At 68.9% G+C, this 18951-nt stretch carries 18 protein-coding genes; 6 read left to right on the top strand and 12 right to left on the bottom strand.

All coding sequences use genetic code 11. The annotated features are described in order from the left end of the window. Positions 1-101: 101 nt before the first annotated feature. From CAL29_RS23775 to CAL29_RS23750, 6 genes are all read right to left on the bottom strand, one after another. On the bottom strand, positions 102-1271 hold the full coding sequence (locus tag CAL29_RS23775; protein WP_094855414.1) for a zinc-binding metallopeptidase family protein: 1170 nt from the start codon (positions 1269-1271) through the stop codon (positions 102-104). A 143-nt stretch (positions 1272-1414) separates the two neighbouring features. After that, positions 1415-2212 (bottom strand): 2-oxo-tetronate isomerase, encoded by a 798-nt coding sequence (otnI, locus tag CAL29_RS23770; RefSeq protein WP_094856873.1) that lies wholly within the window; start codon positions 2210-2212, stop codon positions 1415-1417. A 14-nt stretch (positions 2213-2226) separates the two neighbouring features. After that, complete coding sequence (locus CAL29_RS23765; RefSeq protein WP_094856872.1) at positions 2227-2907, bottom strand: class II aldolase/adducin family protein; 681 nt, start codon at positions 2905-2907, stop codon at positions 2227-2229. An 8-nt stretch (positions 2908-2915) separates the two neighbouring features. Continuing rightward, positions 2916-4190: a 3-oxo-tetronate kinase gene (gene otnK / locus CAL29_RS23760; protein WP_094855413.1), complete on the bottom strand. Its 1275-nt coding sequence runs from the start codon at positions 4188-4190 to the stop codon at positions 2916-2918. Next, complete coding sequence (gene ltnD / locus CAL29_RS23755; RefSeq protein WP_094855412.1) at positions 4187-5110, bottom strand: L-threonate dehydrogenase; 924 nt, start codon at positions 5108-5110, stop codon at positions 4187-4189. The genes otnK and ltnD overlap by 4 nt, the downstream gene beginning before the upstream one ends. Before the next feature lie 147 nt (positions 5111-5257). Further along, a complete protein-coding gene (locus CAL29_RS23750) occupies positions 5258-6022 on the bottom strand; it encodes a FadR/GntR family transcriptional regulator (RefSeq protein WP_094855411.1) in 765 nt (254 codons plus the stop codon). Between the two features lie 216 nt (positions 6023-6238). Between CAL29_RS23750 and CAL29_RS23745 the strand changes: the two genes are divergently transcribed. Next, a complete protein-coding gene (locus tag CAL29_RS23745; RefSeq protein ID WP_256977697.1) occupies positions 6239-7204 on the top strand; it encodes a Bug family tripartite tricarboxylate transporter substrate binding protein in 966 nt (321 codons plus the stop codon). Between the two features lie 26 nt (positions 7205-7230). Continuing rightward, positions 7231-8199 (top strand): Bug family tripartite tricarboxylate transporter substrate binding protein, encoded by a 969-nt coding sequence (locus CAL29_RS23740; protein WP_179284157.1) that lies wholly within the window; start codon positions 7231-7233, stop codon positions 8197-8199. 24 nt (positions 8200-8223) lie between these two features. On the opposite strand, the gene CAL29_RS23735 is transcribed toward CAL29_RS23740, so the two are convergent. The 6 genes from CAL29_RS23735 to CAL29_RS23710 all read right to left on the bottom strand — a co-directional run bounded on the left by CAL29_RS23735 (position 8224) and on the right by CAL29_RS23710 (position 14840). Next, positions 8224-9642: a cytochrome c gene (locus tag CAL29_RS23735; protein ID WP_218831891.1), complete on the bottom strand. Its 1419-nt coding sequence runs from the start codon at positions 9640-9642 to the stop codon at positions 8224-8226. Next, complete coding sequence (locus CAL29_RS23730) at positions 9639-11294, bottom strand: GMC family oxidoreductase (protein WP_094855409.1); 1656 nt, start codon at positions 11292-11294, stop codon at positions 9639-9641. The genes CAL29_RS23735 and CAL29_RS23730 overlap by 4 nt, the downstream gene beginning before the upstream one ends. A 4-nt stretch (positions 11295-11298) precedes the next feature. Then, positions 11299-11847 carry a sorbitol dehydrogenase family protein gene (locus tag CAL29_RS23725; protein WP_256977696.1) on the bottom strand — a complete coding sequence of 183 codons (549 nt, stop codon included), beginning with the start codon at positions 11845-11847 and terminating at the stop codon, positions 11299-11301. A 210-nt stretch (positions 11848-12057) separates the two neighbouring features. Then, positions 12058-13425: an ATP-binding protein gene (locus CAL29_RS23720; protein ID WP_094855407.1), complete on the bottom strand. Its 1368-nt coding sequence runs from the start codon at positions 13423-13425 to the stop codon at positions 12058-12060. After that, a complete protein-coding gene (locus CAL29_RS23715; protein ID WP_094855406.1) occupies positions 13401-14066 on the bottom strand; it encodes a response regulator transcription factor in 666 nt (221 codons plus the stop codon). The genes CAL29_RS23720 and CAL29_RS23715 overlap by 25 nt, the downstream gene beginning before the upstream one ends. A gap of 15 nt (positions 14067-14081) precedes the next feature. Further along, positions 14082-14840, bottom strand: coding sequence for a COG4705 family protein (locus CAL29_RS23710; protein ID WP_094855405.1), 759 nt, complete (start codon positions 14838-14840; stop codon positions 14082-14084). Between the two features lie 494 nt (positions 14841-15334). Here CAL29_RS23710 and CAL29_RS23705 point away from each other — a divergent pair, with 494 nt between their 5' ends. The 4 genes from CAL29_RS23705 to CAL29_RS23690 all read left to right on the top strand — a co-directional run bounded on the left by CAL29_RS23705 (position 15335) and on the right by CAL29_RS23690 (position 18945). Continuing rightward, positions 15335-16096, top strand: coding sequence for an SDR family NAD(P)-dependent oxidoreductase (locus CAL29_RS23705; protein WP_256977695.1), 762 nt, complete (start codon positions 15335-15337; stop codon positions 16094-16096). Between the two features lie 327 nt (positions 16097-16423). Continuing rightward, a complete protein-coding gene (locus CAL29_RS23700) occupies positions 16424-17104 on the top strand; it encodes a carboxymuconolactone decarboxylase family protein (protein WP_373559833.1) in 681 nt (226 codons plus the stop codon). 102 nt (positions 17105-17206) lie between these two features. After that, on the top strand, positions 17207-17974 hold the full coding sequence (locus tag CAL29_RS23695; RefSeq protein ID WP_094855402.1) for a glucose 1-dehydrogenase: 768 nt from the start codon (positions 17207-17209) through the stop codon (positions 17972-17974). Between the two features lie 77 nt (positions 17975-18051). Further along, positions 18052-18945: a LysR family transcriptional regulator gene (locus tag CAL29_RS23690; protein WP_094855401.1), complete on the top strand. Its 894-nt coding sequence runs from the start codon at positions 18052-18054 to the stop codon at positions 18943-18945. Positions 18946-18951 lie beyond the last annotated feature (6 nt).

Genomic DNA, 18951 nt, shown 5'->3' with positions numbered 1-18951 from the left:
TGGGCGGGGAAAGGCATGGCCCAGCGCCGCCGGCGGCGGGCCCTGTATGGAAATCTCGTGCGGTCGCGTGGGACGGGCAGCGTCAGCGCAGGGTCAACGCATCATCCTGGCTGCGATGCAGGCGCCACCGCCGGGCTGGACGATTCCGATACGATGCAATGGATGAAGTGCAGCTTCGCCACCGCGGCGCGGGGCAGCACGAAAGGATAGAAGTCGGGCAAGCCCATCGCGCGCGACATTTCATTCATCACGCTGGTGACCCGTATCCACCGGTCCAGCATTTCCAGGAAGGGTTTCCCGTTGGGCGCATCGGGCTGCCACAAGTCGCTGGTCCCGAAGGAGGGCGCCTCCGCGTCATCCGGCGCGAAGCCGATGCCGTAGCTGTCGGCCGTATCGAGCGTATCGCGCAGGTGCAGATAATGCGCCCAGGTTTCCGCCCAGTCCTCGAAGGAATGGACGCTGGCGTAGGCGCTGACGAACCGTATGGGCCAGTCCGCCGGCGGTCCTTCCTCATAGTTTTTCTTGAGCGCCGCGGCGTAGTCTTCCCGCTCGTCGCCGAACAGGGCGCGGTACGGCTCCACATAGGACGTGCCCTTGACCAGCCTCTCCCAATAATAATGTCCGACTTCGTGGCGGAAGTGGCCAAGCAGCGTGCGATAGGGTTCGCCCATCTCGACACGTGTGCGCTCGCGCACGGCGTCATCCGCTTCTTCCAGGTTGATGGTGATGATCCCGTTGGCATGGCCGGTCATGACGCGGGGCTTGCCGGGCTCGCTGCGGAGGAAATCGTACGCAAGCCCGTGCTCGGGGTCTTCGGAAACCTTCGAGGCGACCGGCAGGCCGAGCCCGATGAGCTGGGAAACCAGGCGGCGTTTCGCGCTCTCTATCTTGAGCCACAATTCGCGGTTCTCGGCGCTGGAGAGATTGGGAATCACCCGATTGAGCCGGCAAGCCCTGCACAACTGGTGGCGAGGGTGGTCTTGCGGCTCGATCAGCCAGTCGCACGCCGCCGGCGAATCGAAATTGCCGCAACGGCGATAGAGCGTGCCGGTCGCCTCCATGTCCTCGGCGATCCGCCAGGTATCCGGTTCGGCGCCGGGCGCCAGGGCATACAGGCCGCAGCGCGACGGCACGTAGCCCAAGGGCGCCTTGCAATAAAGGCATTGCGTATTGCCGAAGAATACTCGCCGGCCGCAGATGCAAAGGTAGGCGCGCGGCGTGGCGGGTGCCACGCCGGCATGGTCGGATGCCTGTTTCGGCGCAAATGCCATATTGTCCCTGTCCCTCGGTGCCGGTGATGCGGGTCACGCTCGCAAGGGCGATGCCCGGCATTCCTTTCTTCGCTTGGGCGCTCTTCGCTCAGCGCGCTTTGCGTCCGGCGCTCAGCATAGCAGGACGGGACCCGCCCCGTCGCCTACAGCCAGGGTTGCAGCCAGCCCAGCCCGTCCCGCGTGGCGTGCGGCGCGGCGCCGCGCGCGGGCCGGTATTCGCAGCCTATCCAGCCGTCATAGCCCAACTCGTCGAGCAGGCGGAACAGGTAGGGATAGTTGATTTCACCCACGTCGGGTTCGTGGCGTTCCGGCACGCCGGCGATCTGGAAGTGGCCGACGTTGCCGGTGGGCAGGTGCTGGCGGATCTTCATCGCCAGGTCGCCTTCGACGATCTGGCAGTGATAGAGATCCATCTGCACCTTGACGTTGGGCGCGCCGATCTCGGCGATCAGCGCATGGGCCTGGTCCTGGCGGCTCAGGAAGAAGCCGGGCATGTCGCGCCCGTTGATGGGCTCCAGCAGGATCTGTATGCCGTGCGGCGCGGCCTCGCGCGCGGCGTGGCGTACGTTGTCGACGTAGGTGGCGCGCAGGGCCGCCGGCTCCGCCTCGTGGGGCATCAGCCCGGCCATGACGTGGATGCGGGGGCAGTCCAGCGCCTGGGCATAGGCGATGGCGCGCTCGATGCCGGCGCGGAATTCGGCCTCGCGCCCGGGCAGGCAGGCGAGACCGCGCTCGCCTCCCTCCCAGTCGCCCGGCGGGGCATTGAACAGCACCTGCCGCAGCTTGTGGTCGCGGAGCCGCGCGGCCAGTTCGCGCGGCTCGTAGGCATAGGGGAAAAGAAACTCGACGGCCTGGAAGCCGTCGCGCGAGGCGGCGGCGAAGCGGTCGAGGAAGTCCACGTCGTTGTAGAGCATGGACAGGTTGGCGGCAAAGCGGGGCATGGGGGGATCCATCCTTACCAGGAAGCGTTGAAGGCGCGGCGCAGTTCGTCGATCTGCGCTTCGGTGAGCGGGGCGGCCGGCGCCTGGAGGCCCTGGCCGCACAGCATCCAGAGGCGGGCGGTTTCTTCCAGTTCCTCCAGCGTGGCCATGGCCGCGGCCGGCGATTCGTGCCAGACGTTGGGCCCCAGGCGCGCCAGCATCACGGCGCGGATGGGATGGCCGGCCGCGGCATGGCGGGCGATGGCCTCGGCCACGGCCTCGGCCGCCTCGGGCGCGCCGGGGCGATGGTAGGCGATGTGGGGCACGCGGCCGACCTTCATCACGAAATAGGGCGTGAGCGGCGGCAGCAATTCTTCGCGCGCCGGATCGGCCCGCAGCGAGCAGGCGACCAGATGCGTGCTGTGCGTGTGGATCACGCAGCGCGCCGGCGCGCCGGTGGCGGCGCTGGCCTCGTAGATGCGGCGGTGCAGCGCGATCGTCTTGCTGGCGCGTTCGCCGCTCACCTGCTGGCCCTGCGCGTCCAGCCTGGCGAGGCGTTCGGGCGCCAGCGCGCCCAGGCAGGCGTCGGTGGGCGTGATCAGGTAGCCGTCGGCCAGGCGCACGCTGACGTTGCCCGCCGTGGCATGCACGTAGCCGCGTTCGAACAGCGAGCGGCCTACGCGGCAGATTTCGGCGCGGGCCTCGGTTTCGGTCAGGAAGTCGCTCATGGCTGGAGGGCGGAAAATGCCTTGGTGAAGAAGTCCTCGGTGCCGAAGTTGCCGGACTTCAGCGTAATGTGCAAGCCTTGCGGGGCCGCGGGCGAGGCCGCATGGCACCACGGCACGCCGGGGTCGATCTGGCCGCCGATGCGCAACTGTTCGATCTGCAGCGCCTGCACGCAGGCGCCCGAGGTCTCGCCGCCGGCCACCACCAGTTGGCGCACGCCCAGTTCGACCAGGCCGCGCGCGATGCCGGCGATGGTCTGCTCCACCATCGCGCCGGCCTGCTCCACGCCCAGGCGGCCCTGGATGGCCTTGACGGCGGCCGGATCGGCGGTGGAGTAGATCAGCACCGGACCGCCGGCCAGCTTGTCCCTGGCCCAGGCCAGCGCCTGTCCGCGCACGTCCTCGCCGGCGGCGATGCGCAGCGGATCGATGGCCAGCGCCGGGCGGCCCGCCGCGATGAAGTGCGCGACCTGCGCATTGGTGGCCCTGGAGCAACTGCCGGAGACGACGGCCCGCAGGCCCTCGGGGGCGGGCAGGGCGGCGGCCCGGCTGGTGGGCCGCAGGCCGAAATTGGCGGGCAGCGCGATCGCCACCCCCGAGCCGGCGGTGACCAGCGGCATGTCGGCCAGCGCCGGACCCAGGCGCAGCAGGTCGTCGTTGGAAACGGCATCGACGATGGCGATGCTCACGCCTTCCGCCTTGAGCGCGGCGATGCGCGCGCGGATGGCCGCCTCGCCGAGCGCCACCGCCGCGTGGTCGATCAGCCCGACCTTGCCGCGCGTCTGCGCTTGCAGCACGCGCACCAGGTTGGGATCGGTCATAGGCGTGAGCGGGTGGTTCTGCATGCCGCTTTCGTTCAGCAGCACGTCGCCGACGAACAGGTAGCCCTTGAAGACGGTGCGCTTGTTGTCGGGGAAGGCGGGCGTGGCGATGGTGAAGTCGCAATCCAGCGCGGCCATCAGCGCTTCGGTCACGGGGCCGATATTGCCGGCGGCGGTGCTGTCGAAGGTGGAGCAGTACTTGAAGTAGATCTGTTGCGCGCCCTGCGATTGCAGCCATCGCAGCGCTTGCAGCGACTGGGACACGGCGTCGTCGGCGGCGATGGTGCGCGACTTCAGCGCGACCACGACGGCGTCTACCTCGGTATCGAGCGGATGACCGGGCACGCCGATGGTCTGCACCACGCGCATGCCGGCGCGCACAAGGTTGTTGGCGAGGTCCGTCGCGCCGGTGAAGTCGTCGGCGATGCAGCCGAGCTTGATCGCTCCGTTCATGCCCGGCCTCCCTGCCCATCGTCGTCATTGGCCGCGCGCGGCAGCGTGATGCCGGGGAAGATCTTGATCACGGCGCTGTCGTCCTCCTTGGCATGGCCGGCGGTGGAGGCCTGCATGAACATCTGGTGCGCGGTGGCGGCCAGTGGCAAGGGAAATTTGCTGGCGCGCGCGGTGTCGAGCACCAGGCCCAGGTCCTTCACGAAAATGTCCACGGCCGACAGCGGCGTGTAGTCGCCGGCCAGCACGTGGGCCATGCGGTTCTCGAACATCCAGCTATTGCCCGCGCTGTGGGTGATGACTTCGTAGAGCGCGGCGGCGTCCACGCCTTCGCGCAGGCCCAGGGCCATGGCTTCGGCGGCGGCGGCGATGTGCACGCCGGCCAGCAACTGGTTGATGATCTTGACCTTGCTGCCCGCGCCCGCGCGGTCGCCCAGGCGGTAGACCTTGCCCGCCATGGCGTCGAGCACGGCGCCGGCGGCGGCATAGGCGGCGGGCGTGGCCGCGGTCATCATCGTCATCTGGCCGCTGGCGGCCTTGGCGGCGCCGCCGGAGATCGGGCCGTCCACATACAGCACTCCTTGTTCCGCCAAACGCGCCTCGAGCGCGATGGACCAGTTGGGGTCGACGGTGGAGCACATGACGAAGGTGCTGCCGGGACGCATCGCGGCGGCGGCGCCGTGCTCGCCGAACAGGACGGCTTCGGTCTGGGCGGCGTTGACCACCACCGACACCACCACGTCCACGGCCGCGGCCACGTCGGCCGGCGTGGCGCAGGCCACGCCGCCGTCGCGGGCGAATGCGTCCGCGGCGCCGGGGCGCGCGTCGCAGGCGTGCACGGTGTAGCCGTTCTCGCGCAGGGTTTTGGCGATGCCCAGGCCCATGGCGCCCAGGCCGATCACACCGACGTTTTTGCTGGTCATGAGGGAAGTTCCAATCCGAGGTTCAAGCCGATGAAGAACGCCGGGGGCGGCCCGGCGGATGTCTCGCTATTATTCGTCAATTTTGTATTGTCATCATACAAATTTAACGAGACAAGGGAACCGGGTAAACCCTGATAAGGGCGGGCGTCAAGGCGTCGGCGGGAGGATGGCCTGGGCCAGGCGCTCGCCGTCCTGCCGCCAGAAGCCGGCATCCGCCTGCTGGATGCGGACGATCGCGTTGTTCATGTGGTCGGCGGCAGCCTGGCGCGCGGCCTTGGCGTCGCCCGCCGCGATCGCCTGGACGACGCGGTCGTGTTCCTCGGTGACGGCCTGGGCGAAATCGGCGCGCCGCGCCTCGTTGGCCCGCGTCACCCGCGTTGCGCTGCGCAGGAACTGCGCCAGGTAGTCCAGCGTGCTGATGAGAAAGGGATTGCCCGCCGCCTGGCCGATGGCGCGGTGGAAGGCGACGTCTTCCTCGACGCCGTCGCGGCCCTCGCGCACCGCCTGGGCCAGATCGTCGACGGCCTGGCGGATGCGGCGCAGGTCTTCGTCGCTGCGCCGCAGCGCGGCCAGTTCGGCGACCTCGGATTCCAGCGCGCGGCGCACCTCCACGATCTGGATCACCGCATCCCGGCTGGCCGAGGGCAGGTCGTCGAAGTTCAGCGGCTCCACGCTCGCCGGCCTTACATAGACGCCGCTGCCTTGCCGCGATTCGATGAGGTTGCGCGACTTCAGGCGCGACAGGGCTTCGCGCACCACGGTGCGGCTGACGGCTAGTTGCTGCACCAGCACGGCTTCCGTCGGCAGCTTGGCGCCGGGCTTGAAATGCCCGGCACGGATTTCCGCCTCGAGTTGCTGGGCGACCCGATCGGCAAGCTTGAGGCCGGGTTGTACGGCGGAGAAGGAGATCATCGCGGTGGAATTCTGGCGGCGCGCATGGCCCTGGGATACCCGGCATTGTCTCAGAATGTGGCGCGGCATTCGTGGGGAAGCGCATCCCGCCGGGGCGACTGATCCCGCCTGCACCCCTCACCCAAGGGAAAACCCTGGCCCATGGCCGCCCGGAAAATTCATATGATGACAATATCATATGAAGAAAAATTAAAACCAGGACGAGGAGACAAGGACGTGTTGAGACGGGAATTCATCGGGGCGAGCCTGCTGGCTTGCGTTGCCGCGCGGGCGCGGGCCGGCGGCCAGGAATGGCCGGCCCGGCCGATCCGGCTGATCGTGCCCTTTCCGCCGGGCGGATTGATCGACCGGATGGCGCGGCTGCTGGGCCCCAAGCTGGCGCAGAGCCTGGGGCAGCCCATCATCATCGACAACCGGCCGGGCGCGGGCGGCAATCTCGGCGCCGGGGAGGCGGCACGCGCGGCGGCCGACGGCTACACCCTGCTGATGGCCTCGCCGCCGCTGACCATCAGCCCCGCCATCTACAAATCGCTGCCTTACCAACTGGCGCAGATCGAGCCCGTGTCCATGCTGGGCCGGGTGCAGAACGTGATGCTGGTCAACGCGCGCAGCCCTATCCATACGGTGGCCGAGCTCAGCCAGGCCGCGCGCGCCGAGCCCGGCCGGATGAACTACGGGTCGAACGGCAACGGCACGTCGCTGCATTTGTGCATGGAGCTCTACAAGCGCATCAGCGGGGTACAGATCACCCACGTGCCCTACCGCGGCGCGGCGGGGGCGATGACGGCCCTGCTGGCGGGCGAAGTGGACGTGATGTTCGACAACCTGCCGTCGGCGCTGAGCCATATCCGCGCCGGCACGATACGCGCGCTGGCCGTGACGGCGCGCGAACGCTCCGCCGTGTTGCCCGACGTGCCGACGATGATCGAGGCCGGCGTGCCGGGGTTCGACGTGACGGCCTGGTTTGGCATCGCCGCGCCCGCGCACCTGCCGGCCGCCGTGCTCGAAAAGCTGCGCCCGGCGCTGGCCGAACTGGCCGCGGCGCCGGAAATCGTGACGGCCATGCGCGACCAGGGCGCGGAGCCCTATCTGCTCCAGCAGGACCCCCTGCGCGAATTCTGGACCGCGGACGCGGCGCGCTGGCGCGAGCTGGCGAGCGCGGCCGGCATCGTCCTGGACTGATACACCGATCGATGGGAAGACATGTCATGAAGCCGATCAAATTCCTGGCGGGCGCGTTGGCGATCGCCGCGCTCACTGTCTCCACGGCCTTTGCCCAGGCCTGGCCGAGCAAGCCGATACGTCTCATCGTGCCGTCGGCCGCGGGATCCGCGCCCGACATCCTGAGCCGCCTGGTGGCGTCCGAACTCAACAAGCGCCTGGGCCAGTCGGTGATCGTGGAGAACAAGCCGGGGGCGGGCGGTTCGCTCGGTTCGGACTGGGTGGCCAAGTCCGCGCCGGACGGCTACACGCTGGTCATGGGCAATATCGGTTCGCACGCGATGAACGTGAGCGTCTATCCCAAGCTGCCCTACGACCCGGTCAAGGATTTCGAGCCCGTGGCCATGGTGGCGGTGACGCCGAGCCTGATGACGGTCTCGGCGGCGTTGCCGGTGCACAGCCTCAAGGAATTCCTCGACTACGCCCGCCAGCATGGCGAGCAGGTCACCTTCGCCTCCGGCGGCAACGGCAGTTCCTCGCATCTCGCGGGCGAGTACCTGAACCTGCTGACCGGGCTGAAGATGCGCCACGTGCCCTACAAGGACGTGCCGCAGGCGCTGGGCGACGTGGCCGCGCAGCGCGTGAGCATGATGATCAGCAACCTGCCGCCCGCCATGTCGCTGGTGCGCGCGGGCAAGCTGCGGCCGCTGGCCGTCACCACGCGCAATCGCTCCAGGATCCTGCCGGACGTTCCCACCATGATCGAGTCCGGCGTCGACCTGGAGCAGACGGTATGGTTCGCCTTGTTCGCCCCGGCCCACACGCCGCAGGACATCGTGGCGCGCCTGAACCGGGAGGTGGGAGAAATCCTCGCCGACCCCGCCTTCCGCGACAAGATCTCGCCCACCGGCGCCGAACCCACCCCCATGACGGTCGCCGAACTCAAGGCCTTCGTCATCGCCGAGGTCGCCAAGTGGAGCAAGGTGGCCCGCGAGTCGGGCGCGCGGGCCGAATAAGCCGGCGACCGCGCCGGCTCCGTTTCAGCGGCGCCGGTAGCGGCGCACGGCCAGAATGACCAGCAGCAGGATCGCCAGGACGGCGACCGCGCCGCCCGGCACCAGGAAGGGGCGCGCCTTGGCCAGTGGAGGCGTCGGGCCGCCCGTGCGCACTTCCCGCACGTCGGCGGGCGTCACCGTCAGCTTGGCGTTGCCGTAGTTCGCCAGCACGTAGTTGGCGATCGAGGCGATTTCCTCGTCGGTCAGCGGGTTGACGTAGGATCCCTGGCCGAAGCTGGGCATCAGCACGTGCTCGCCGCCGGCCTCGCGGTCGATGCCGAAGACGATGGTGGCCAGCAGGTTGATCGCCGTCTCGCCGCCCGTGGCGCTGTTGTGGAATAGCGAGGGATAGGCCTGGTTGCCGCTGCCCGCGCCGCTGGCCTGGTGGCAACTGGCACAATAGCCGCTGTAGAGCGCCGCGCCCGACTTCAGGGTCTGGTTCGCCGTCTGCCTGTCGACGCCGCGCCGCTCGGCTTCGCTGCTGGCGGCCTGGCCCTGCGCGTAGGAGGCCGCCCCCGCGCCCGAGGCGGCCGCGGGCACCGCGGGGGTGCTTCTCAGGTAGGCCACGATGGCGTGCAGATCGCTCTCGGACATGTGCTGGAAGCTGTTCTCGACGGCTTCGGCCATGGGACCGCCGGCCTGGCCCTTGCCCGCCGTGTGGCCGGTGCGCAGGTACTGCACCAGTTCGGCGTCGGTCCAGCCGCCGATGCCGGCGACCGGATCGGAACTGATGTTGGGCGCGTACCAGGGGCCCACGCGGCCGCCGCCCAGCGCGCGGCCGACGTCCTCGGCCATGAGCACGTTGCGCGGCGTGTGGCAACTGCCGCAGTGCGCCAGGGCGTTGGCTAGATAGGCGCCGCGGTTGATCTCCTGGCTCTTGGACGCGTCGGGGACGAAGCGCTTGTTGTCCAGGAACAGCATGTTCCAGCCCATCATGGAAAGGCGGATGTTGAACGGGAACGGCAGTTGGGTGACCGGCGTGGGCTGCTCCACCGGCTGCACGCCCTTCATGAAGTAGGTGTAAAGCGCCTTGACGTCCTCGTCGCTGAGCTGCGTGTACGAGGTATAGGGCATGGCCGGGTAGAGATGCGCGCCGTCCTTGCGCACGCCTTCGCGCAGCGCCCGGGCGAAGTCCTGCTCGGAATAGTTGCCGATGCCCGTCTTCGTCGACGGCGTGATGTTGCTGCTGTAGATCGTGCCGAGCGGGCTTTCGATGGCGTAGCCGCCCGCGTAGGGCTTGCCGCCCTTGGCGGTGTGACAGGCCATGCAGTCGGCGGCGATGGCCAGGTCGCGGCCGCGCGCGACCAGCGTGGCGTCGTCGTCCGCCGCCCATGCGGGCGCGCTTGCCGTCAGCCCCAGCCACAGGGCCATGCCGCAACGGGAAATCCAGGTCCGGGCCATCATGCCGCCTCCATCCGCTTGGCGATGGCCGTGGCCGCCTTCAGGCCCAGCGCCGCCATCGACAGCGTGCTGTTGACCACGCTGGCCGAGGGCATCGCGCCGCCGCCCGGCAGCCAGAGGTTGTCGTGATCGTGGGCGCGGCAGTCGCCGTCCACCACGGAGTCCTTGGGATCGGCGCCCATGATCACGCTGCCCATCATGTGGTTGTTGGCGTTCAGCGCCGTGGTGATCTGGAACTCCGTGGCGTTGAAAAGCGTGCCGATGTGGCGCAGTTGCGCGTGGGCCGCCTCGGCGCCCTTGCGCACGTAGTCGCCGACGTCGTAGTGAACGTCCGGACAGGGCAGGCCCAGCGGATCCATCCGGGTCTTGCTCAGCGTGACGCGGTTGTTCGGGTCGGGCAGCGGCTCCAGGCTGATGGACAGGTCCACGCCATGCGCGGCGCGGCGGCGGATCTCGGCGTCGAGGTCCTTGCCGGCCAGGCCCTTGCCCAGCGCGATGCGCGTCGCCGACGTGACCTGGTTGATGTTGTTCAGGATCATCTTGTTGGCCGAGTATTCCGAGCGGAACGCGCCGTCGCGCGGACCGACCAGGCAACTGCTTTGCGCCGGACCGCGGCCCGGCCACAGGGGCTCGGCGGACTGGAAGAAACAGTGGAAGCCCGAGTGATCCATGATGTTGCGGCCCACCTGATCCGACGAGTTGGCGATGCCGTTCGGGTTGCGCGCGTCGGCGGCCATGAGCAGGAGGCGCGGGGTCTCCATGGCATTACAGGCCAGCACGAAATGCTTGCCCGTGGCCTTGTGGGACTTGCGCGCGGCGTCGTACCAGTGCACGGCCGTGATGCGGTTGTTCTCGTCCGTATCGATCTTGTAGACCACGGCCTCGGCCAGCACGATGGCGCCTTTCGCTTCGGCGGCCTGCACGTGGTGGATGCCGTTGTACATGGCGCCGATGGGACAGATGGGCTGGCAGTTGTTGTTGCCGCAACAGGTGGGCCGGCCGTTCCAGGGCCGGGTGCTGCGGCCCTGCGGAATCGGCACGGAGCGATAGCCGTGGGGGTTGACCACGTCCGCGAAGCGCTGGTCGCCGTAGGCCCACGGCACCATGTCCATCGGATAGGGGCCGCTGCGCTCGACCGGCGACTGCATGGCCGGATCGTTGGGACCGGCCACGCCCATTTCGTTCTCGGCCCACAGGTAGTAGGGTTCGAGTTCTTCGTACGAGATGGGCCAGTCGCGGCCCACGCCGTAGGTCGACTTCATGCGCAGGTCCACCGGCAGGTGGCGCCAGCACGACGCCGCCCAGTGCCAGGTGGTGCCGCCCACGGTGCGCAGGTAGCCCTGCTTGAAGCCGTTGCCGTCGGGGCCGGACAGGGCCACGTAGTTGTTCTCCGGCCAGTACAGCGGCGCGGGCGCCAGCGGCGACTGGGGATAGAGGCCCTGGAAGTCGGAGCCGGCGCGGTTGGCGAACGGCATGTTGCGCCAGTTTTCCACGGCCTGCGCGCGTTCGATGCGCAACCCCGCCTCGAGCACCAGCACGGCATGGCCGCGCGCGCTGAGCTGGTCGGCGATCATGGCGCCCACGACGCCGGAGCCGACAATGACGATATCCGCCTTGGCGTCGCCGTCGGCGTTGAATTCTGCTTGTTTCTTCATGGAATCAGAGCGCCTTGCTGGAAGGAAGGGCGGGCGGTTCGGGCAGGACGGCGGCCGGGTCGGGCGGAACGCCCTTCCACCACAGCGGCCCGAAGTTGCAATACGTGGGAACGGGCAGGGCGTCGCGCACCGGCTGGTACATCAAGGCCTCCTGGTAGGCCACGACCATGGCCTTGGCGCCCGTGCCCACGGTGCCCGTGTACCAGGCCGCGAGGATGTCCTCGGCCAGGTCGCGGAGGCCGGCGTTCGCGGCGGCCGCCAGCAGGGACTTGCCGTCGGCCTGGCCGGCCGCCAGGGCGACCAGCCTGGGCAGTTCGCCGGCCTGGCGCACGCCGGAGCCGGCCAGCGCCGCTTCGATGCGGCGCGCGGTGACGGGGTTGAGATTGTGGCGGTCGGTCAGCGCGCGCGACAGGGCCAGGAAGCCCTCGCTGGCGGCTGCCGCGGGCGCCGGCTGGGCCGACGCGGCGGTGGGAAGCAGGGTGGGCAAGCCCAGCAACGCGGTTTCCAGCGTTGCGCCGACCAGGCCCAGGATAACGGTGCGCCGCTGCGGCAAGGACGGGTCATCCTGCGTTGCGGCATGTTCGGATACGTAAGCGCCAGATGCGGGGGTTTCCAATGCGCGGCTCCTTGATGATGCAGTGCATTATAGGTATAGCTGAGCAGCGTATTGCAAATGGGTTTCACTTCCTTTCGTGCCGGGCTTCCGATGCGCTGGCCGTGGCCCCTGGCCGCCCTGGGCGCCGCGCCAGGGATGCCATGCGCCTCAGTCTCCGTCTCCCTCCTCCGGAACGGGAATAAGGATCTCGACGCGCAGGCCGCGCCGCGCCGTTTCATCCGCGTAGCCGAGACGGATGTTCGCGCCGATGCGGCTGGCGATGGCCCGCACGATCGCCAGGCCCAGGCCCGAGCCGATCTGCTCGCTGCCGGGCGGGCGGTAGAACGCGTCGAACACGCGCTCGCGCTCGGCCGACGCGATGCCGGGTCCGCTGTCCTGCACGCGCAGCACCGCGCGTCCCTGCTCGCGGTCCACCGAGAGATCGATGCGGCCGTCCGGCGGCGTGTGGCGGATGGCGTTGTCCACCAGGTTCCTGACCATGGCGACCAGATCCAGTTCGGACACCCGCAGCCGGGCGTCTTGCGTGCCCTCGACGCCGATATCGATGCGCTTGGCCTCGGCCAGGGGCATCAGGTCTTCCAGCACGCGGCGGTAGATGCCCAGCGCCGACACCGGCACGGCCGGCCGGTCGTTGGACGACTGGGCCCGCGCCAGCGCCAGCATCTGGTCCAGCAGCCTGCGGCTGCGTTCGATGCCCAGCCGCAGCGTCGCCAGCCGCTCGCGCGCCGGGTCGGGCATGCCCGCCTGGGCCAGCCGCTCGGCCTGCAACGACAAGGCCGTCATCGGCGAGCGCAGTTCGTGCGCGGCGTCCGCGACGAAGCGGCGCTGCGCGTCCATGGAACGGGCCACGCGGGCCAGGAGGCGGTTGATGGCCACCACGAAGGGACGTATTTCAGTGGGCACGGGAGCGTCCTCGACAGGGTGCAGGTCATGCTCGGAGCGCTGGTCGACGTCCCGCGCCAGCGCGGCGATGGGCCGGAACATCTTGCGCACCAGATCGGCCACCAGCCACAGCAGCACCGGCACGAGCAGCAGGAAGGGCATCGCGGTGCGCAAGGCGCTGCCGCGGGCGATTTCGTCGCGAAAACCCGATTCCTGGGCGACCGCGACGCGTTCGCCGCCCGCGGTCGTGCGCACCAGCACGCGGAACATTTCGCCGCTCAGCTCCAGTGTGTACAGGCCGTCGGCCAGCGTGGCGGGCAGCGGCAGCGGGCCGCCGTCGTCCACGCCCAGCGCGGAGGCCGGCTGGCCCAGCCGCTGCACGATCACGCGCGCTTCCTCGTCGCCCGCCTGGCCGCGCGCCTCGGCGGGGGGACGGTCGGGCGACAGACGCTGGCGGTCCATGATGCGGGCCACCAGGCGCAACACGTCGTCCTGCAACTCGTGCGCCTCCTCGAAGGCCGACAGGAAGGAGACGATGCCCGCCACCACGGCCACCGCGAGGATGGCCAGCGACAGGGTCACGGACAGCTTGCGCTGCACCGACGCGTTCAAGCGTTTTTGGAAACCATCCATCCCACACCTCGGACGTTCTTGATGGCCGCGCTGCCCAGCTTGCGCCGCAGCGCGTGGATCAGGTATTCGACCGCGTTGCTTTCGACCTCTTCGCCCCAGCCGTAGATGCGGTCCTCCAGCTCGGTGCGCGAGAGGATGGCGCCGGGCCGCACCAGCAGGGCCTGCAGCAGCGCGAACTCGCGTCCGGACAGCCGCACCGGCGCGCCGCCGTGGACGCTGGCCTCCTTCGTGGCCGGGTCGAGCGACACCACGCCGTTGCCGAGCACGGGCGCCGCGGCGCCGGCCTTGCGGCGCAGCACGGCCCGCATCCGCGCCATCAGTTCCGCCATTTCGAAGGGCTTGAGCACGTAGTCGTCGGCGCCGCCGTCCAGCCCGCGCAGGCGGTCGTCCAGGCTGTCGCGGGCGGTGATGATGAGCAGCGGCACCGGGTTGTCCCGCGCGCGGATGCGGGCCAGCACTTCCAGTCCGTCCCGGCCGGGCAGGCCGAGGTCGAGCAGCACCAGGTCATAGCGCTGGCCGTCCAGCGTGGCGAGCGCGGTCTGCCCGTCGCCTACCCAGTCCACCGCGTAGGACACGTCCTTCAGCGCGGCCTGGATGGCGTCGCCGATCATGGGGTCGTCCTCGACCAGCAGTACCCGCATTCCGTCTCCTGTCGTTCAATGCGCCGCCCTGGCTGGCCGCTGCCTGAACAGCAGGATGGCCGCCAGCATGAAGGCCAGCAGCGCGGCCGACGCCCCATAGCGGCTCAGCGCCAGCCCGCCCGCGTCCCGGGGCTTGTCCAGGAAATCGCCGACCACCGCGCCCAGCGGACGCGTCAGGATGAACGCGGCCCAGAACAGCGCCGTGCGCGAGATGCGGCTTCCATAATAGGCCACCACGATCAAGGCCAGCAGCGCGCCGAACACGATGGCCGCGCCGCCGTAGCCCAGGCCCGCCGTGTCGGCCGTCCAGTCGCCCAGCGCCGTGCCCAGGGTCTGCGAGAACATGATGGTCACCCAGTAGAAGGCTTCGGCCTTGGGCGAGTCCACGGTGTTCACCGACACGGAGCCCAGCGCCCGGTGCCAGGTGAACAGCGCGCCGAGCAGCAAGGCCAGCAGCAGGCTGGAGCCGCCCGCGTAGCCGATGCCCAGCGAGCGGTCGGCGAAGTCCGCCATCGTCGTTCCCACGGTGGTGGTGGCGACGATGGTGGTCCAGTACAGCAGGGGATGGAACGTCTTGGCCCGGATCTGCGCGGTGACGGCGGCCACGAAGATCACCGCGAAAATGCCCGTGCCCACCAGGTAGCCGAGGTTCATCGACATCGAGACGGCGTCCCCGCCGGTCTCGCCCAGCGTGGTCGCGGCGATCTTGATCAGCCAGAAGCCCAGCGTGACCTCGGGCACCTTGGCGTATGCGTTTGCGGTGGACGTATTCACAGGCGGCCTCCTTGCGTGGGTCTTGTCCCGGCGCCGGTCGAAGGGGGCCGGCCTGCCGGCCCGATGGAGAAAAAAGAAACCATGGCATGCCCGTCGGGAAGTGGGAGTGGCCATCAGTCTGGCGGATCCGACTTAGCCCAGGCATAGGCGCTTGCGGCGGCGACAGGGGGCGTGGATACCGTGCCGCGGCCAACCCTCCCACCGGAGGCGCGGCACGGCGAGTTGCGCAGGGCGCTGCCGGCGAACGCGAGCCGGCCCGGCGATCCGTAACGGCGATATCCCGCCCCTGGACGACGGTGGTAACGTGTACGACACGATATCCGGGCCCGGCCGCGCGCGGCCGGGCTGCCTGATCGGAGGACATGTCCATGGACCGTCGAAAATTCCTCGCTACCGGCGCCGAACTGGGGCCGGCACTGATCGCAGGGTCGCTCCTGCCCGCCGCGTCCGTCCTGGCGCAAACCCCACCGGATCGTCCCGGAAAGGAGTCTCCCATGTCCAACGCGCAACCCGGCGCGGGCCGCAAGGCTCGCGTATTCATCACCGGTTCGGCCGAGGGACTGGGCCACGCCGCGGCCGAAACGTTGCTGTCCCAGGGCCATGACGTCGTGGTGCACGTTCGTTCCCGGGCCCGCATGCCGGCCGTGCAGGAATTGGTGGACCGGGGCGCCACGGCCACCATCGGCGACCTCGGGGACGTCGCGCAGATCCGTGACCTTGCCAGCCAGGTTAATGCCCTGGGCCGGATGGATGCCGTCATCCACAACGCGGGCGTGATTTCGGGGCCATCGCTGCTGGTGGTCAACGTCGTCGCCCCCTACCTGCTCACCGCGCTGATCCAGCGTCCCCAACGCCTGATCTACCTGAGCAGCAGCATGCACAAGAGCGGCAAGGCCAGTCTTTCCGGCATGGATTGGACGGGCCATACGTCCACCGGCAGCTATTCGGACAGCAAGCTCTTCGTCACCACGCTGGCCGTGGCCGTCGCGCGGCTGTGGCCCGACGTGTACAGCAACGCCGTCGATCCGGGCTGGGTGCCGACCAGGATGGGCGGCCCGAGCGCCCCCGATGACCTGCGGCTGGGCCACCTGACGCAGGAATGGCTGGCCACCAGCAACGATCCCGAAGCGCTGACCAGCGGCGGATATTGGCATCACCAGCGGCGCCAGGATCCGCATCCGGCGGTCAACGATATCCGGTTCCAGGACCGGCTCCTGGCCGAACTCGCGCGCGCCACCGGGACGAAGCTGGCGTGACGGCTTCCATGGCCTCGCCTGCATAAAAGAATTCCGGCCCCGCTTCTTCAAAGCCCCCGGCGTTGCCGTGCCGGGCGGCATCGCCGTGCGCCGCATCGGATTCATGAGCGCGCCTTATATCGGCTTTAACGATTCGCCATCTACTCAATCGGCTGTTCTTTGACGAACATTCAGGTTTCGCCTGAGGGCCGCGCCCGGCATTTACCGATGAGCAATACAACGCCCGCCAAGACCCGCTACACCCCGCTTCGCACCGGCGCGCTGGCCGTGGCGCTGAGCCTGGCCCCCGCACCCGGGGACGCGGCCAACGAAAAGGAAACCGAGCCCATGACCCAATCCCAAACGACGGCGTCCAGCGCTTCCGAAGCCCTCGACGCCCGCCAGCAGGCCATCGTGCCTGTCGCGGCTTTTGCCGCCGCGGGCGACATCGCCAGGCTGAACGCCGCGCTGAACCAGGGGCTGGATGCCGGGCTGACGGTGAGCGACGCCAAGGAAGTCCTGATCCAGCTCTATGCCTACGCGGGTTTTCCGCGCAGCCTCAATGCCCTCGGCGAGCTGATGAAGGTGGTGGAAGCGCGCAAGCAGCGCGGCATTCAGGACGCTCCCGGCAACGCGCCCAGCCGGCCGATCCCGAAGGGTGACGCGCTGATGGCGGCCGGAACTGCCAACCAGACCAAGCTGTCGGGCGGCCCGGTGGCCGGTCCCTTGTTCGACTTCGCGCCGACCGCCAACGAGTACCTGCGGGCGCACCTGTTCGGCGATATCTTCGAGCGCGACAACCTGGATTGGCAAAGCCGCGAGCTGGCCACCGTGAGCATGATCTCGGCGCTGCCCGGCGCGGAGCCGCAGTTGCTCGCGCACATGCGCATCAGCATGAACGTGGGCCTCACCGAAGGCCAGTTGCGCCAGCTCACCCAGGTATTGGCCGACCGCGTGGACGCGGACATGGCTGCCCGTGCGCGCGAGGCGCTGGCGCAGCAGGTGGCAAGCCTGTCCGGCAAGAAGTAGGAATTCACGGCAAGGGACGCCGCCCCCGACGGTCCTGATGCCTGGCGCCTATTCCGACTAAAGCCGTGGACATCGTTCCCCAACGATCAGGAAAGATAAAACATGAATCCGATTTATGACTTCAAGGGCCAGGTCGCCTTCGTCACCGGCGCCGCGATGGGGATGGGCCTGGCCGCTGCCCGGGCCTTCGCGCAAAGCGGCGCCTCCGTGATGCTGGCCGATCTCGACGGCGAGCTTGCGGCCAGGGAGGCGCGGAAGATCGTCGATGAAGGCGGCATCGCCATCGGCGTGGCCTGCGACGTCACCGACGAAGCGCAGGTCGCGGCCGCGGTCGATCGGGCTGTTGCCGAATACGGCCGGCTCGACATGGCCTTCAACAACGCCGGCATCCAGGTGCCGCCGAGCGACGCGGCCGAGGAGCCGGTCGAGAACTTCCAGCGCGTGGTCGCGGTCAACCAGTTCGGCGTGTGGGCCTGCATGAAGCACGAGCTGCGCGTGATGCGAGCCCAGGGCGCGGGCGCCATCGTCAACAACTCATCGCTGGGCGGCCTGGTCGGGCTTCCCCAGCGCGCGGCCTATCACGGCACGAAGCACGCCGTGCTGGGCATGACCAAGAGCGCAGGCGTGGAGTATGCGCCCCGCGGCATCCGCGTCAACGCCGTCTGCCCCGGCACCATCGACACCCCCATGGTGCAGGACATGCTCAAGGGCCAGGCGGACGCGATGCAGGCGATCCTGAAGGAGCAGTCCATCGGCCGCCTGGGACACGCCGATGAAGTGGCCGCCGCCGTGCTGTGGCTGTGCAGCCCCGGCGCGAGCTTCGTGGTCGGCGTCGGCCTGCCGGTCGACGGCGGCTTCACGGCGCACTGATTTCCGGAACGGTGGGCGGACAGTTGCCCGTCCCAGGGTCGCTAAAATTCGCGCAGCCACATAAAAACCGCTCATCGATGCCGCGAGACAACTTCAGCGACCTCTACGCCTTCATCGCCGTTGCGCGAGCCCGCAGCTTCACGCGGGCGGCGGCGCGGTTGCGCGTATCCCAGCCGGCGCTGAGCTACACCATCCGCGAGCTGGAGGAAAGGCTCGGCGTGCGCCTGCTCATGCGCAGCACGCGCGGCGTGTCGCCTACCGAAGCGGGGCAGCGCCTGCTGGATCGCCTCGCGCCCGAGTTCGATGGCATCGAGGAGGGCGTCCAGGCGCTGGGCGAGTTGCGCGACGAGCCGATGGGCACCATACGGATCACGGCCATCGACTACGCCATCCGGAGCACGCTCTGGCCGAAGCTGGCGAAGTTCCTGCCCAGGTACCCGGACATCAAGATCGAACTGATCAACGAATATGCGAGCGTGGACATCGTGGCGCTCGGCTACGACGCGGGCGTGCGTTTCGGCCAGGAGCTGGCGCAGGACATGATCTCGGTGCGGATCGGTCCCGACATCCGCATCATGGTGGTGGGCGCCAGGTCCTATTTCGCGGGACGAGACGTCCCCAGGACGCCGCGCGACCTGATGGCGCATGCCTGCATCAACCTGCGCACGACGACCCATGGCAGCCTTTACGAGTGGGAGTTCGCCAGGGGCAAGAGATCGTTGAACGCGCGCGTGGACGGTCCGCTCGCCTTCAACAACGCATACGACATTTTCGAGGCGGCCAAGGCGGGCTTCGGACTGGCCTACCTGCCGGAAGACCTGGTTCGTCCTCTCATCGCGAAGGGGCATCTGGTATCGGTCCTGGAAGACTGGTGCCCGACGTGGTCCGGCTTCCACCTCTACTACCCGAATCGCCGGCAACCCTCCCGGGCCATGACCTTGCTGGTCGATGCGCTGCGCCACACCTCCTAGGGATCC

The organism is Bordetella genomosp. 10 (assembly GCF_002261225.1).
Lineage (GTDB): Bacteria > Pseudomonadota > Gammaproteobacteria > Burkholderiales > Burkholderiaceae_B > Bordetella_C.
Note: the sequence above shows the minus strand (reverse complement) of the source record. Positions and strands in the feature narration are given on the sequence as shown.

Bases quoted from the DNA above. Each gene is read 5' to 3' on its own strand.
- CAL29_RS23775 (WP_094855414.1), bottom strand. From the start codon at position 1,271: ATGGCATTTGCGCCGAAACAGGCATCCGACCATGCCGGCGTGGCACCC.
- otnI (WP_094856873.1), bottom strand. From the start codon at position 2,212: ATGCCCCGCTTTGCCGCCAACCTGTCCATGCTCTACAACGACGTGGAC.
- otnK (WP_094855413.1), bottom strand. From the start codon at position 4,190: ATGAACGGAGCGATCAAGCTCGGCTGCATCGCCGACGACTTCACCGGC.
- ltnD (WP_094855412.1), bottom strand. From the start codon at position 5,110: ATGACCAGCAAAAACGTCGGTGTGATCGGCCTGGGCGCCATGGGCCTG.
- CAL29_RS23750 (WP_094855411.1), bottom strand. From the start codon at position 6,022: ATGATCTCCTTCTCCGCCGTACAACCCGGCCTCAAGCTTGCCGATCGG.
- CAL29_RS23740 (WP_179284157.1), top strand. From the start codon at position 7,231: ATGAAGCCGATCAAATTCCTGGCGGGCGCGTTGGCGATCGCCGCGCTC.
- CAL29_RS23735 (WP_218831891.1), bottom strand. From the start codon at position 9,642: ATGATGGCCCGGACCTGGATTTCCCGTTGCGGCATGGCCCTGTGGCTG.
- CAL29_RS23730 (WP_094855409.1), bottom strand. From the start codon at position 11,294: ATGAAGAAACAAGCAGAATTCAACGCCGACGGCGACGCCAAGGCGGAT.
- CAL29_RS23720 (WP_094855407.1), bottom strand. From the start codon at position 13,425: ATGGATGGTTTCCAAAAACGCTTGAACGCGTCGGTGCAGCGCAAGCTG.
- CAL29_RS23715 (WP_094855406.1), bottom strand. From the start codon at position 14,066: ATGCGGGTACTGCTGGTCGAGGACGACCCCATGATCGGCGACGCCATC.
- CAL29_RS23705 (WP_256977695.1), top strand. From the start codon at position 15,335: ATGTCCAACGCGCAACCCGGCGCGGGCCGCAAGGCTCGCGTATTCATC.
- CAL29_RS23700 (WP_373559833.1), top strand. From the start codon at position 16,424: ATGACCCAATCCCAAACGACGGCGTCCAGCGCTTCCGAAGCCCTCGAC.
- CAL29_RS23695 (WP_094855402.1), top strand. From the start codon at position 17,207: ATGAATCCGATTTATGACTTCAAGGGCCAGGTCGCCTTCGTCACCGGC.
- CAL29_RS23690 (WP_094855401.1), top strand. From the start codon at position 18,052: ATGCCGCGAGACAACTTCAGCGACCTCTACGCCTTCATCGCCGTTGCG.